The organism is Demequina oxidasica, assembly GCF_000975115.1.
In the GTDB taxonomy this organism is placed as follows: Bacteria; Actinomycetota; Actinomycetes; order Actinomycetales; family Demequinaceae; genus Demequina; species Demequina oxidasica.
Genome location: NZ_BBRE01000004.1, coordinates 62949 through 76416, shown reverse-complemented (window position 1 = coordinate 76416; position 13468 = coordinate 62949). Strand labels below are relative to the sequence as shown.

Genomic DNA, 13468 nt, shown 5'->3' with positions numbered 1-13468 from the left:
ACTACCGTGTGTTGGGCAAGGAATGGAATCCGTCAGGCCTTCTCTTCTTTGCCGTCGGCGTCGTTGGTGCCCGCTTGAGCGGCCTCAGCACCATCAACCTCAGACGTAGCGTCCGTCGTCAACGGGTCCGCAACGTCCTTAACCTGGCTGTCACCTGGGGCGACGTCCGGCGTCTTCTCAGCCGAAGCACCGTCGGCCAAGTCATCCTCCGCGTCAGTTTTCGCCGTCGCTCCGGACTCAACCCCAGCATCGGCCGTTGAAATCTCGGAATCGTCCCCGGGCGTGTTCCCTCGTGGGGCTGCCAATTGAGAACGCGGCACGCGTTCGGTAAGCCTGGATTGAGAACGTCCGAGCATCACGAATGTCATCAGGGCGCCAAGCAACACGATGATCGAGACCCACACGTTGACGCGCAGCCCAGCGATGTGAACGGCCTCGTCAATGCGCACGTTCTCGATCCACAGGCGACCGGTGGTGTAGACCACCACGTACAGCCAGAACACGCGTCCGCCGCGCAGGTCCCACTTCTTATCGAGGTAAATAATCAGCGCAGCGCCAGCCAGGTTCCAGAGCAGTTCATACAAGAACGTGGGGTGGAAGGTCGCGAACTGCTCGTAGCCGTCGGGACGGAATGCGGGGTCAATCTCAAGTCCCCACGGCAGCGAGGTAGGTGCGCCAAAGAGTTCCTGATTGAAGTAGTTGCCAAGGCGGCCGATGGCCTGAGCGATCAGTACAGCGGGTGCGGCGGCGTCTAGGAAGGCCGTAAACGACGCGTTGGCGCGACGGGCGCCAATGTACGCACCCAGCGTTCCGAGTGCCACGGCGCCCCAGATGCCCAGGCCGCCGTTCCAAATCTCGAACGCCTTCCACGGGTTTCCACCCTCGCCAAAGTACGCGGCAGGTGAAGAAATCACGTGGTAAATGCGGCCGCCGATGATTCCGAACGGGATCGCCCAGATGGCAATCGAGCCCACAGCGTCGGGGTCTCCCCCACGCTCCACCCAGCGGCGCGTGGTGAGCCAAAGCGCGACGAAGATCCCGATCAGAATCATGATCGCGTACAGATGAACTGTCAGCGGTCCGAGCGAGAGAGAACTCCACTCCGGAGGCGGACTAGGAATGCTCGCGTGCATCAGGCGTTGCCCCTCACGCCGGCAGCCAGCTCCGCCACTTTGAGGCGGAGCGCGTTCAGACCGGCTTCTTTGTCTTCGTTGTCGGTGAGGCACCGCACCAGCGCGGTCCCCACAATCACACCATCGGCGTACTTTGCAATTTGCGCCGCGTGCTCACCTGTGGACACCCCCACCCCCACACACACATTTACCGCGCCCGCCTCGCGTGCCTCGTTCACGACTCGCTCGCCAGCGCCACCCACGGCCGCGCGTTCACCGGTCACACCCATGAGCGGCGTCGCGTAGACGAAGCCTCGTGACGCCTGGGCGGTGAGATGCATGCGCTCGCGGGTCGTCGACGGAGCGACGAGGAAGATGGTGTCAAGGTCGTGAGCTCGCGCGGCAGCGACCCAGTCCTCGCCAGCGTCGGGCGTGAGATCCGGCGTGATGACCCCGGCTCCACCAGACTGAACTACATCTGCGGCGAACTGGTCGAGCCCGTGCTGGAGCATCGGGTTGAAGTAGGACATGACCACGGGAACCGCACCGGCGTCGGCGACCGCACGCACAGCCTTGAACGTGTCCGCCATGCGCACGCCGGCCTCGAGGGCCCGTGCCACGGCGAGCTGAATCACGGATCCGTCGAGCACTGGGTCCGAGTAAGGCGGGCCAATCTCAACGATGTCCGCACCCGCCTCAACCATGGCGACCATGGCACGTATAGACGTGTCGACGTCGGGGTAGCCCACGGGCAAGTAGCCCACGAGCGCGGCACGGCCTTCAGCACGGCACGCATCCAGGCGGTCGGTCAGCGCGCTCACCCGCGCTCTCCTGAAGTTGCTGCGTCCGAACCGTCACCACTCGGGAGCATGTCGAACCATTGAGCCGCCTGTTCGACGTCCTTGTCTCCGCGGCCGGACAGCGTCACCAGAATCGTGGCCTCGGGTCCGAGCTCCTTGCCAAGCTTGATCGCGCCGGCCAGCGCGTGCGAGGACTCGATGGCGGGCAAGATGCCCTCTGTACGGCTCAGCAGGCGGAAGGCCTCCATCGCCTCCGCATCGGTCACGGGCCAATACTCGGCTCGACCAATGTCCGCGAGCCAGGCGTGTTCGGGTCCCACACCCGGGTAGTCCAGTCCCGCCGAGATGGAGTGAGAGGGCATCGTCTGCCCCTCCTTATCCTGCAAAATATAGGAACGTGAGCCGTGCAGCACGCCAGGTCGGCCACCTGTGAGCGTCGCTGCGTGACGGTCCGTGTCCACTCCATCGCCGGCGGCCTCGCAGCCAATCAGGCGTACACCAGCGTCATCGAGGAACGCGTCAAACGAGCCGATCGCGTTCGAGCCGCCTCCCACGCACGCGAGCACCGCATCCGGCAGGCCGCCAAGGGCAAGCATTTGCTCGCGTGCCTCAACGGAAATCACTCTCTGGAAGTCGCGCACCATGGCGGGGAACGGGTGCGGGCCCGCGGCGGTGCCAAACACGTAATTGGTGGTCTCGACGTTGGCAACCCAGTCACGGAAGGCCTCATTGATCGCGTCACGCAGGGTACGCGTCCCCGTCGTGACCGGAATCACTTCAGCACCGAGCAGCCGCATGCGGGCGACGTTAAGCGCCTGACGCTCGGTGTCTTCCTCGCCCATGTAGATCACGCACTCAAGATCCATGAGCGCGGCAGCGGTGGCGGTGGCGACACCGTGCTGTCCCGCCCCCGTCTCCGCAATCACACGCGTCTTACCGATGCGCTTAGTCAGCAGCGCCTGGCCCAGAACGTTATTAATCTTGTGTGAGCCCGTGTGGTTAAGGTCCTCACGCTTAAGGACCACGCGCGCGCCACCCGCGTGCTTCGCGAAGCGTGGCACTTCCGTGACAATGCTTGGTCGGCCCGTGTAGTCACGTGCGAGTCGGATGAGCTCCGCCTCGAAAGACGGGTCCACGCGGGCCTTGTCGTAGACGTCAGTGAGTTCGTCGAGAGCGGCAACCAGCGCCTCGGGCACAAATCGGCCACCGAACTCGCCAAAAAACGGTCCCGGCGCCGACTGCAGCGACGACGCTGCCGACGGTCCTTCGGTCACGGGCGCACCGCTCGTAGAGCTGGGTGGGAGCCCGCAGCAACCATCTCCGCGACCGCCTGTCGGGGATTGTTGTCCTTAACAAGCGCCTCGCCCACGAGCACTGCATCGGCTCCCATGCGCGCGTACTCGACCACGTCGTGAGAGTCACGGATCCCGGACTCAGCGATGCGCAAGATACCGTCGGGAATAGTGGGTGCGACGCGCGCGAACGTGTCGCGATCCACCTCGAGAGTGCGTAGGTTGCGGGCGTTGACACCGACCACACGTGCGCCGGCATCCGTGGCGCGCTTGACCTCGAGCTCATCGTGCACTTCCACCAGCGCGCACATGCCGAGCGAGTGAACACGCTCGATGAGGCTCTCGAGGGCCATCTGCTCGAGCGCAGCCACGATGAGAAGTACCACGTCGGCACCATGTGCCCGTGCCTCCCACACCTGGTAGGGCGTGACCACAAAGTCCTTGCGAAGAATGGGAATGTCGACCTTGCGACGCACATCGTCCAGGTCCGCAAGCGAGCCGCCAAAACGACGTTGCTCGGTCAGCACCGAGATCACTGAGGCGCCACCCGCCTCGTACTCGGTAGCGAGTGCCGCGGGATCCGTGATGTCGGCAAGGTCGCCCTTTGATGGGCTCGACCGCTTCACCTCCGCAATCACCGCGACGGCCTCCTGCGCGAGCATCTGGCGTGCGTCGAGCGCACCCGGAAGCCGCGCGGCGCGAGCCTTCAGCGCCTCCATCGACGTCTGCTCTTGGCGAACCGCTAAGTCCTCCTTGACGCCAGCGACAATGCTGTCAAGAACGTTCATGAATCCACCCTTCCCCTGGCATCCATCGTACCGGCGCCAGCGTGCGCAAATGACCGCCAACGGCAGCTTCCCCGGGCCCTTGCTTAGGGCGCGAGCAATGGACCTAGTACCGGAATGTTGCGGCCCACCGTGAATGCCACGATGCCGGCGAGGAGTAACCAAATGGCCCACGGGGGCGCGAGGCGCCGTTGACTGGGCCGCCCCAGCGTTTCCCCCAGCCAACTTCCCCAGCGCCAGATCAGGAACGGAACGGCGATCACCACCAGAACATTCATTCCGAGCGCGCCCATCACGTCGCCGTGAGCAAGATTGTGGAGCGCCCGGAGTGACCCACACCCGGGACACCAAAACCCGGTGACGAACAGTGACGGACACGTGGGGTAATGGCCGGCCTCGTGGGGATCAACTGCCGCGACTACCGTCGCCGCACATAGCGCCGCGACACCCACAGCTATAGGGCCCCAGTAGGGGGCGGCGCGGGTAAGGCGCGCATGCACGGTAGGAGTCATAAGGCTGATCAGAACGAAGAGTTGACGCCCATGGTGACCCCAAAGAGGAAGTAGATAGCGATGACGCCTGCAGAGACGCCTGCTGACACGATGGCCCACTTCTTAGCGGCGGCCGAGGACGCATACGCGCCTGTGATGTCACCACCGGCCCACTTGGAATTGACCTCAGCAGCCTTAATGATTGACACGATTCCGAAAGGCAGGCAGCACAGGATCGTGGTGAGGATCGCCCAGACCAGATAGTTATTGGGCGGCGTCCCGTAGTTGGGCTGCATGGCGCCGAATCCTCCGTATCCCCCGTTGCCTGGGGGAAAACCGCCGGGCGGCGGATACGAGCCATTGGGCGGTGGCGGAATTGCGGACAAGTCATCTCCTCAGTAGGGCGTTTCCCGCCGTGCTCGGTCGCGTGAGTGGTGCGAGACGGGCACACGGTGGGCGCGTGCCAATACTGTAGCGAACACCACACGGCACACACGCCGAAGCGTGCCGAATTCTGTGCAGAGGTTCGGGGACTAAGGCGCGAGCCAGGGCTCGAGCGCCGGGATGTTGCGAAGCACCCAGAAGACTCCAAGGAACGCTGGTAGAGCCCACCCAGCCGCCGTGGAAATTGTGAACCGCGGCACGCGAACGCCCGCCGCCGCCAGCATCCACCACGCCATCCCCACAATGATCAGCGGGATAATCACCAGGACGACCACCGGATTCATACTCATCGCGGCACCAAAATCACCACGAAGCAACTCATGTGTAGCTCGCAGGCCACCGCACCCGGGACACCAGTGCCCTGAAACCGCGAGAATTGGGCAGTCAGGAAAGAACCCCTGTCTATAGGGGTTCGCCAACGCGGTGTACACCGCGCCTGCCGCCAGCACGGAAAACACCGCAACCGGCCCCGCGAGCCGGTGCTTCAGCACCCTGCTCGCGGCGGCCAATTGCGGTGAATCCACGGCTGCCACCGTTGTCTACTAGGCGTTAAACGCGGCGACGTTGACGAAGATAGCGATAGTGATCCAGATAGTTCCCAGAACCGCACCGATGATGCCCAGGATGAAGCCGATCTGTCCCAGGTTGCCATTGGTCGCTAGACCCTGTTCCTGAGCTTCCTTGGACTTCTTACCAAGGATGATCGCGGGGATGCCTGCCAGCAGGCCGCAACACACAAGTGACACGATGCCGAGCACCAGGGCCCAGATTCCGAGTGAGTTCTTCTCCTCGCCCGGATTAACGCCGGGAGTGCCCATGGGCACTCCGGAGTTTGGCGGAGGGGGTGGGGGTACTGCGGTCATCGCTATCTCCTCTGATAGGGCTGATGTACGCGAATGCCGCGTACGGGAACTACCCTAGCGACTGGCCGTGGCCGAGCGCGCGCAAAACCCCACCTGCAATGGAGCCGATGACGGCAATAGCGCCGCCAATCCACAGCAGCGGCGCATTGGAAATCGCGAAGCCGATGCACATCAATAGCGCGCCAAAGGCGATCGACCCATTTGTCACCCAAGCGGCCTGGGTACGGCCATGGTTATGGGGAGCGACGTCCGGTAGGTCCTGCGGTTCGAGGTGAATGCTCGACATGTGTACTCCTTGGCTTAGGTTGTCTGCGGGACAGTCTAGCGGCGGCCGGCGGGCCTGAGTCGGGAGGCAAGGCTGACGGCGCGCACCATCGCTGCCGCCTTGTGCTGCGTCTCCTGCTCTTCGGTCTCCGGCACGGAGTCTGCGACGACCCCGGCCCCGGCCTGCACGTGCGCGACGCCGTCCTTGATCAGCGCCGTGCGGATCGCGATGGCGAGGTCCATGTTTCCGGCGAAGTCGAAGTAGCCGGCTGCCCCGCCGTAGAATCCGCGCCGCGCTGGCTCGAACTGGTCGATGAGTGCGATCGCACGTGGTTTGGGCGCTCCGGACAGGGTGCCGGCCGGGAACGTTGCCGTCAGCGCATCCAGCGGGCCATACTGCGGCTCGAGCTTGCCCACCACCGTCGAGCAGATATGCATGATGTGGCTGTACTTGTTGACCTGCATGAAGTCGACGACCTCCACCGAGGTGGGCTCGCACACCTTGACCAGGTCATTGCGCGCAAGGTCGACGAGCATGACGTGCTCAGCGATTTCCTTGGGGTCAGCGAGCAATTCCTCCTGAAGCGCCTTGTCCTGTTCCGGTGTGGTGCCTCGTGGGCGGGAGCCGGCGATCGGGAACGTCGTGACTGCACGGTTGTGGACGGTGACGAGAGATTCGGGACTCGCGCCAACTACTGCGAACTGTCGCCCCTGGGCATCCTCGAGCTCGAAGTAATACATGTAGGGACTTGGGTTAATGGTGCGCAACACCCGGTAGACGTCGAGCGGCGACGCAGTGCACTCCACGTCGAAGCGCTGCGACGGCACCACCTGGAACACCTCGCCCTCACGGATGGCATCCTTGGCCGCCTCGACGGCCTTCTCGTAATCCCACGACTCAGAACGGCGATGAATGCCCGGTGCAACATCCTCTGTTGTCACGACCGACAACTCCCCCGCCTGCGCGCCTTGCAAGTCACGCTGCATCGCGTCCAGGCGTCCAATCGCGGCCTCGTAGGCACCGTCAATTCCGGTCTGCTGCGCGTCGGCGTTCACCGCATTGGCGATCAGCCACACGGAGCCGTCGTAGTGATCAATCGCCGCAATGTCGGTCGCGAGGCACAGCAGCGCGTCGGGAACGTCCAGGTCGCTGACCGCATTGTGCGGCAGCGTGGGCTCCCACTGCCGGACGATGTCCCAGCCCATCACCCCCACGAGCCCGCCCGTGAGCGGGGGCAGCCCTGGAATCGCCTCGGACCTAAGTTCGTCGAGTGCGAGCTGAATGCTCTGCAGAGGAGTGCCATCTGCGAGGCCTACGGGGATATCTCCGGTCCAACGCGCCTCGTCTCCGTCGATGGTGAGAGTCGCACGCGAGCGCACGCCCACAAAGGAGAACCGCCCGCGCGAGCCGTCTGGCTCGGCGGACTCAAGAATGAAGGTACCGGGGCGTGCCTGAGCGAGTGCGCGGTACACCGCAACCGGCGTTAAGCCATCGGCGAGGATGCGGCGCGCCACTGGAACGACACGGTGCGTTGCCCCGAGCTCAACGAACTCAGCAAGCGTGGGCCAGGTCTGACCCCAGTCGAGTGACACTGGTCCGGGTGCGTCGGTCATGACTTGGCTCCCACAACGGCACCAAGATCGCCGCCGGCCTCGAAGCAGGTGCGAGTGCCCGTGTGACACGCGGGTCCGTGCTGGTCGACCTTGAGCAAGATCGCATCGCCGTCACAGTCGAGCTCGGCGGACTTGACCCACTGCGAGTTGCCGGACGTGTCGCCCTTGCGCCACAGTTCCTGACGTGAGCGACTCCAGTACACAGCGCGGCCGGTGGTGAGCGTTTCCGCGAGCGCCTCGTCGTTCATCCAGGCAACCATGAGGACCTCGCCGGTGTCGTGCTGCTGCACTACGGCGCAGACGAGTCCGGCGGGGTCGCGCTTGAGGCGTGATGCGATGCTGGGATCCAAGGGCATGCGCTTATCTTTCCACGTCCCGGACTCAATCAGTCACGCGTCTGTGAGACCCACGCGGCGTAGAGCTCCGCGTAGATGCCGCCGGCGTTAACGAGGTCCCGGTGTGGGCCCACCTCGACGAGTTCGCCGTGCTCCATGACGCCCACAATGTCGGCGCGCTCGGCCGTCGACAGCCGGTGCGCGATGACAACCGCGGTGCGTCCGCGCATCAGACCCTCGAGGGCACGCGAGATGCGCACCTCGGTGGCCGGGTCGACCGCGGAGGTGGCCTCGTCGAGAATGAGCAGGTCCGGGTCGCGCAGGTACGCGCGGGCAATGGAGATGAATTGTCTCTCCCCCGCTGACATCAATTCGCCGCGAGGCCCCACTGGCGTGTCGATGCCCAGGGGAAGTGTCGCAAGCCAGGCCTCCAAACCCAGGGACTCGAATGCCGCCAAGGCGCGCAGCTCTAGGTCCTCAGCCGTGGCATCGGGCCGTGCATAGGCGAGGTTGGAGCGAATCGTGCCGTCAAACAGGAAGCCTTCCTGAGGCACAACGGCTACCGAGCGTCGCAGCGAGTCCATTGGAACGTCGCGCACGTCCACGCCGCCCACACGGATCACGCCCTCGGTGGGGTCGAAGAACCGTGACATGAGCCGGGCCAGGGACGTTTTGCCCGAGCCAGTCTGGCCGACCAGCGCGATGCGCTTACCTGCCGGGACATTCAGGTCGACGCCCTTGAGGACCTCCGGACCCCCTGGGTACGTCAGCCGCACCCCAGCGATGTCCAACTCGCCGTGACCGTGCGGGATGTTGGTGCCCTCGGCGCCGGGGTCGGCCACCGTCACTTCGGCGTCGACCAGTTCGAGCACGCGGCGCCAGCCCACCATCGCGCGCTGCATTTCAGCGAGCATCTCAATGATCCACATAAGTGGGCCGGAGAACATATAGACGAGGAACGCGTACGCCACCACGGTGCCGACGCTGAGGTCGCCGCGCAAGCCAAGCCCGGTTCCCACGATGAGCGCGAGCCCGGTCGCGAGCGACTGGCCGAGCACGGTTGAGGAGAAGGTGAAGGCGGCAACCCGCGAGGCACGTCGCTCGGAGCGCAGAATCGAGTCGATCTCACCATGCAGTTGATCGCGCATGCGCTGCTGGGCGCCGTAGGAGCGAATGGTGGACACGCCAACGATCTGCTCCGAGGTGCGGCCAAGTAAGTCCCCCATCTGCTCGCGTACCCACTGGAAGGCCTGTCGAACGCGTGGCTGGATCCACAGCAGCGACAGCGCCATCGGGGTGAAGGCGAGCAGAACCACCAGTGACAACTGCCATGAGTAAGCAACCATCACGCAGAAGACCACGACGGACTCGAGCGCGGCGATGATCATCGCCGCGCCGGTCCACTGCATCAGGTCACGCATAGTCTCGACGTCGCCGGTCACTCGCGACACGTAGCGGCCGCGCTGTTCCTCGTTCTGAGTCAGTACGGAGAGTTCGTGGACCTTCTTGAAGGCGCGCACCCGCAAGGTCGCCAGACCCGCCTCGGCGGCTGTCACCATGCGGGTCCGCACTCGCCAGGCGAGGATGGAACCGATGATCAGCACCACTGCACCGGCAAGGGCGTAGCGAACCACCAACGTGGTGTCCACCCCGTCCTCGGCAAGTAGCCCCTCGTCCGTGATGCGTTGCATCAAGAAGGGCACGGCGGCGCGGCCCATCGCGGCGATCGTGGCAAGCGCTAGTGTCACGCCGAGTCCCACGCGGAACTCGGGGCTGACGGACAGCCCCTTCTTGAAGGTGGTGGCCAGGCTGGGCGCCTTGGCGATCTTGGGCTTGCGCTGCGTGGACGTCTTAGGGGTCTTGGGCACCTCTGCCTGCGGCGAATGGGTCATCCGACGTACCCCCGGTCCTGAGCGGCCTGACGCTGCGAGTCTTCCTCGTACGCGAGCACTAGTGATCGATACCCGCCGTCGCGCTCAATCAACTCAGCATGTGAGCCTGAATCTACGACCCTGCCTGCCTCGACGTGCACCACGTGGTCGGCGAGCAGGATGGATGCGAGACGGTAAGCGATGATCAGCACCGTGGGACCGCGACCGTCCGCGCCTAGCCCGCGCAGAATCTGCTGTTCAACGCGCGGGTCTACGGCCGATGTCGCGTCGTCGAGCACCAGGACACGGGGCTTACGCACCAAGGCGCGGGCGAGGGCGAGTCGTTGTCGCTGCCCGCCAGAAAGGTTCATGCCGCGCTCGGCAAGCACGGCGTCGAGAGGCTCCACGCCCTCGCGCGCCAGCTTCTCGACCACATCAATCACGTTCGCCTGGCGCAGCGCCTCCCATACCTGACTGTCAGAGAAGGCCTCTCCCAGCGTCACGTTCTCGCGGACCGAGCCTGAGAACACGAACGCCGACTGCGGTACCAGCGCGACATGGTCGCCCAGCGCAGCAATAGTCGACAGGTCCGTGTCGTCTAGGCGGATCTCTCCCTCAGTGGGTCGCGCGAGGCGCGTGGCGGCGAGGGCAACGGTGCTCTTTCCGGAGCCGGTCGCACCGACCAATGCGGTGATAGTGCCCGGCTCGAGGGTGAGCGACACGTCTCGCAGGATCACCGCGAGGTTGCCATCGCCATCGTCGGCGCCGATGTCCGTGCCATCGAAGACCATGCGTCCCGCGCCCACGGTTGCGACGGTCACTGTACCCGGCTCGTCAACCTCGGTGGCCGCCTTCGCGATCTCGCCTACGCGGCGGAAAGCGACGAGTGCCTGGGGCATCTGGCCCAGCAGCCAGCCCAGACCACGAATCGGGACGGCGAGCAGCGTCACCAGGTAAATCGCGGAGACAACGTTGCCCACGCTGACGGCGCCGGCCTCGGCACGGTAGGCGCCCACGATCATGAGCGCGACAGAACCCAACGGCACCACGACGTCCATCATCGGCTCGAACCACGCGGAGGTCTTGCCCACGCGGGTGTCGGCGTCGCGCAATGCATTCGCCGCGGCCGCGAAGCGCCTCGCCTCGATGTCCTCGGCGCCCAACGCCTTGACCACGGTTCCGCCCTCGAAGCTCTCGTGCGCAATGGTCGATACCTCTGAGCGCAGGCTCTGACCCTTATCCCACCGCGGCGTAATAATCCGCTCATACGCGACATTGATCAGGAAGATCACCGGGACCACGGCCAGCCCGGTGAGCGCAAGCCACGGATCCATGATCCACATCGAGTACCCGGCGGCAAACATCATCACGAACGAGCCAAGGGTAAAAGCGAAGGGGTGCAGCGTATCCGTCGCCGTCTCGGAGTCCGACGACATCGCGGACAGCAAGCGACCCGAGGGGTTCGCCCGGTGCCAGCCAAGTGGCAAGGCCGCCAAAGCATCGGCGATCACCCTACGGTGACGCGCGCCCACCCCAGCAACCGCTCCCCCCTGAACTGCGCGACGAACGCCCACCAGGACCGCGTTGACAATGCCGATCGCGAGGAACGCGCCACCGGCGAGCATGATGGCCACCTTGGGGTCCTGCGAGAACTCACCCCACGAACCCTCGATGGGGTCACCGGCGATTCCCGGAATCACCACCTCGTCCGTGATCTGACCCAGCAGGGTGCCAAAAAGTACGGTGAGGAGGCTGAAGGCCGCGGCAGCTGCCACGGCGATGCCAAAGCGCCAGGGCTCGGTCTTGATGGCGTGCTTGAGCAGTCCGAGCGCGCGACGGGTAAACGAGCCGTGAAGGTCGTAATCCTTGGCGGCGTCCCCGGCGGCGCGGGTCACCGCACCTCAATTCCGGCGCCGCGCATGTGTTCCTTGACGTCGGCGATCGTGAACTGGCCAAAGTGAAACACGCTCGCGGCGAGCACGGCGTCGGCTCCCGCGCGAACGGCGTCGACAAAGTCCTCAGGACGCCCGGCGCCGCCGGACGCGATCAGTGGCACGGACACCACATCCCGCACGTCCCTGATCATCTGCAGGTCGAAGCCGTCGTGAGTGCCATCGGCATCCATCGAGTTCAGCAGAATCTCTCCCGCGCCCAGCTTCGCGACACGCTCCGCCCATTCGACGGAATCGATTCCGGTGCCTACTCGCCCTCCATGGGTGGTGACCTCGTACCCAGACTCGGTACGGGTGTCGCCTTGAACTCGGCGCGCGTCGACAGACAGGACTAGTACCTGGCTACCGAAGCGCTGTGCAATCTCGCTGATGAGTTCCGGGCGCGCGATGGCGGCAGTGTTGACGCCCACCTTGTCCGCGCCGGCACGAAGCAACGTGTCAACATCGTCGGGGCTGCGCACTCCGCCGCCTACCGTCAGCGGGACAAAGACCTGCTCAGCGGTACGGCGCACCACGTCGTACGTGGTTTCGCGAGAGCCAGACGATGCGGTGACGTCAAGAAACGTGAGTTCGTCGGCCCCGGTCGCACCATAGGTCGCAGCGAGCTCGACGGGGTCGCCCGCGTCGCGAAGGTTCTCGAAGTTCACGCCCTTGACCACGCGACCGGCATCGACGTCGAGGCAGGGAATGATGCGAATTGATACAGCCATTAGATCCCCGGATTCCACACATCGAGCACGTCAACAACAAAGACAAGGGTACCCATGTCCGGATAGCCTGCCTCGGGCGGCACCACGATCTCCACCTGGGATCCGGCCTCGACGTCAATCAGCGACTGATCCCAGCCCGCGATGACCTGGCCCACCCCGATTTGGGTCTCGAACGGGGCGTTTTCCGATGGCCACGAGGACTCGAAGATGTCCCCCGCCTCCCAGGATTCCTCGGCGTTACTACCCTTGTCCCAGTGCACGCCAACGTAGTTGACGGTAACGAAGGAACCGGAGGTGATCTGCGGCCCAGTGCCCTGAATCAACACCGCCGACGTCACGTCGCCCGGCGGGTCGGTGTCGGGAATGGAGATGGTCGGCTCACCGGTAGCGCTCAGCGTGACCTCGGGCATGTTGGGGTCGACGGCGCTCGTGGTGCCCTGGGCCCGGATAGGCAGAACATCCACCACGATCGCCACGGGCGGCTTCCCCTCATCGTCAGCACCCGCGGGCGAGACTTGAAGAATGCGCGCACCCACGTTGACGGTCTTGAGGACGTCATACAGGTCGTCTCCCACCACCTCGGGCGCGAGCAGGAATGATCGCGGTAGTCCGTCATACGTATTGATGAGCTGTGTGTGGTCCTGGAGCGACTCGCCGTAGATGTCCAGCAGCAACGGCTGCCCCTCTTGCAATGGTTCCCCATCGCCCTCCCACTCGACCCGGTATTCGGGCTTGGGGTACGTGAGTCCAGGGACAAAGTCCAGTGTGGGCGCGAGTGAGTCCGACGAGCCAATGGCGATCGCTTCGATCTGTCCCGTAGCCGATGCCGTGGCCGACGGATCCTCAGAGGAAGCCGACGAGCACCCTGCCAGCGCCAGTGCGGCGGCAAGGGTCAAGGCAACGAGGCGGCGCATGCGCGTCCTTTCCGGGGGGTA

15 protein-coding genes are annotated in these 13468 nt (G+C 64.7%); all 15 read right to left on the bottom strand.

Going from position 1 to position 13468, the window contains the following annotated elements:
• Positions 1-32: 32 nt before the first annotated feature.
• A complete protein-coding gene (lgt, locus tag AOP77_RS11035) occupies positions 33-1133 on the bottom strand; it encodes a prolipoprotein diacylglyceryl transferase (RefSeq protein ID WP_062213631.1) in 1101 nt (366 codons plus the stop codon).
• Positions 1133-1933, bottom strand: coding sequence for a tryptophan synthase subunit alpha (trpA, locus tag AOP77_RS11030; RefSeq protein ID WP_062213629.1), 801 nt, complete (start codon positions 1931-1933; stop codon positions 1133-1135). Before trpA ends, lgt begins: the two co-directional genes overlap by 1 nt.
• Entirely contained in the window at positions 1930-3186 is a 1257-nt protein-coding gene (gene trpB / locus AOP77_RS11025) for a tryptophan synthase subunit beta (RefSeq protein WP_062213627.1), read from the bottom strand. The genes trpA and trpB overlap by 4 nt, the downstream gene beginning before the upstream one ends.
• Positions 3183-3992, bottom strand: a complete 810-nt coding sequence (trpC, locus tag AOP77_RS11020) for an indole-3-glycerol phosphate synthase TrpC (RefSeq protein WP_061966034.1) — start codon at positions 3990-3992, stop codon at positions 3183-3185. The genes trpB and trpC overlap by 4 nt, the downstream gene beginning before the upstream one ends.
• 83 nt (positions 3993-4075) lie before the next feature.
• Complete coding sequence (locus AOP77_RS11015) at positions 4076-4501, bottom strand: DUF2752 domain-containing protein (protein WP_084622569.1); 426 nt, start codon at positions 4499-4501, stop codon at positions 4076-4078.
• 8 nt (positions 4502-4509) lie between these two features.
• Entirely contained in the window at positions 4510-4866 is a 357-nt protein-coding gene (locus AOP77_RS11010; RefSeq protein ID WP_236685827.1) for a CD225/dispanin family protein, read from the bottom strand.
• A gap of 147 nt (positions 4867-5013) precedes the next feature.
• Entirely contained in the window at positions 5014-5355 is a 342-nt protein-coding gene (locus AOP77_RS12580) for a DUF2752 domain-containing protein (RefSeq protein WP_269078428.1), read from the bottom strand.
• A gap of 111 nt (positions 5356-5466) precedes the next feature.
• Entirely contained in the window at positions 5467-5787 is a 321-nt protein-coding gene (locus AOP77_RS11000) for a DUF4190 domain-containing protein (protein ID WP_062213621.1), read from the bottom strand.
• A gap of 49 nt (positions 5788-5836) precedes the next feature.
• Positions 5837-6073, bottom strand: coding sequence for an HGxxPAAW family protein (locus tag AOP77_RS10995; RefSeq protein WP_062213619.1), 237 nt, complete (start codon positions 6071-6073; stop codon positions 5837-5839).
• Positions 6074-6108: 35 nt separating this feature from the next.
• Entirely contained in the window at positions 6109-7665 is a 1557-nt protein-coding gene (locus AOP77_RS10990; RefSeq protein ID WP_062213617.1) for an anthranilate synthase component I, read from the bottom strand.
• Positions 7662-8021 carry a phosphoribosyl-AMP cyclohydrolase gene (hisI, locus tag AOP77_RS10985; RefSeq protein WP_062213615.1) on the bottom strand — a complete coding sequence of 120 codons (360 nt, stop codon included), beginning with the start codon at positions 8019-8021 and terminating at the stop codon, positions 7662-7664. The genes AOP77_RS10990 and hisI overlap by 4 nt, the downstream gene beginning before the upstream one ends.
• Positions 8022-8050: 29 nt before the next feature.
• The gene (locus AOP77_RS10980; protein WP_062213613.1) at positions 8051-9892 is read right to left on the bottom strand and encodes an ABC transporter ATP-binding protein; all 1842 of its coding nucleotides are present in this window, start codon (positions 9890-9892) and stop codon (positions 8051-8053) included.
• A complete protein-coding gene (locus tag AOP77_RS10975) occupies positions 9889-11766 on the bottom strand; it encodes an ABC transporter ATP-binding protein (RefSeq protein ID WP_062213611.1) in 1878 nt (625 codons plus the stop codon). The genes AOP77_RS10980 and AOP77_RS10975 overlap by 4 nt, the downstream gene beginning before the upstream one ends.
• Positions 11763-12533 carry an imidazole glycerol phosphate synthase subunit HisF gene (gene hisF / locus AOP77_RS10970; RefSeq protein WP_062213609.1) on the bottom strand — a complete coding sequence of 257 codons (771 nt, stop codon included), beginning with the start codon at positions 12531-12533 and terminating at the stop codon, positions 11763-11765. Before hisF ends, AOP77_RS10975 begins: the two co-directional genes overlap by 4 nt.
• Positions 12533-13447, bottom strand: a complete 915-nt coding sequence (locus tag AOP77_RS10965; RefSeq protein ID WP_062213607.1) for an FKBP-type peptidyl-prolyl cis-trans isomerase — start codon at positions 13445-13447, stop codon at positions 12533-12535. The genes hisF and AOP77_RS10965 overlap by 1 nt, the downstream gene beginning before the upstream one ends.
• Between the last annotated feature and the right edge of the window lie 21 nt (positions 13448-13468).

What these genes read in the sequence shown, in the direction of transcription:
- AOP77_RS10965 (WP_062213607.1), bottom strand. Translation starts at nt 13,447, where the DNA reads ATGCGCCGCCTCGTTGCCTTGACCCTTGCCGCCGCACTGGCGCTGGCA.
- AOP77_RS11015 (WP_084622569.1), bottom strand. Translation starts at nt 4,501, where the DNA reads ATGACTCCTACCGTGCATGCGCGCCTTACCCGCGCCGCCCCCTACTGG.
- AOP77_RS11000 (WP_062213621.1), bottom strand. Translation starts at nt 5,787, where the DNA reads ATGACCGCAGTACCCCCACCCCCTCCGCCAAACTCCGGAGTGCCCATG.
- AOP77_RS10995 (WP_062213619.1), bottom strand. Translation starts at nt 6,073, where the DNA reads ATGTCGAGCATTCACCTCGAACCGCAGGACCTACCGGACGTCGCTCCC.
- hisF (WP_062213609.1), bottom strand. Translation starts at nt 12,533, where the DNA reads ATGGCTGTATCAATTCGCATCATTCCCTGCCTCGACGTCGATGCCGGT.
- AOP77_RS10980 (WP_062213613.1), bottom strand. Translation starts at nt 9,892, where the DNA reads ATGACCCATTCGCCGCAGGCAGAGGTGCCCAAGACCCCTAAGACGTCC.
- hisI (WP_062213615.1), bottom strand. Translation starts at nt 8,021, where the DNA reads ATGCCCTTGGATCCCAGCATCGCATCACGCCTCAAGCGCGACCCCGCC.
- AOP77_RS10990 (WP_062213617.1), bottom strand. Translation starts at nt 7,665, where the DNA reads ATGACCGACGCACCCGGACCAGTGTCACTCGACTGGGGTCAGACCTGG.
- lgt (WP_062213631.1), bottom strand. Translation starts at nt 1,133, where the DNA reads ATGCACGCGAGCATTCCTAGTCCGCCTCCGGAGTGGAGTTCTCTCTCG.
- trpC (WP_061966034.1), bottom strand. Translation starts at nt 3,992, where the DNA reads ATGAACGTTCTTGACAGCATTGTCGCTGGCGTCAAGGAGGACTTAGCG.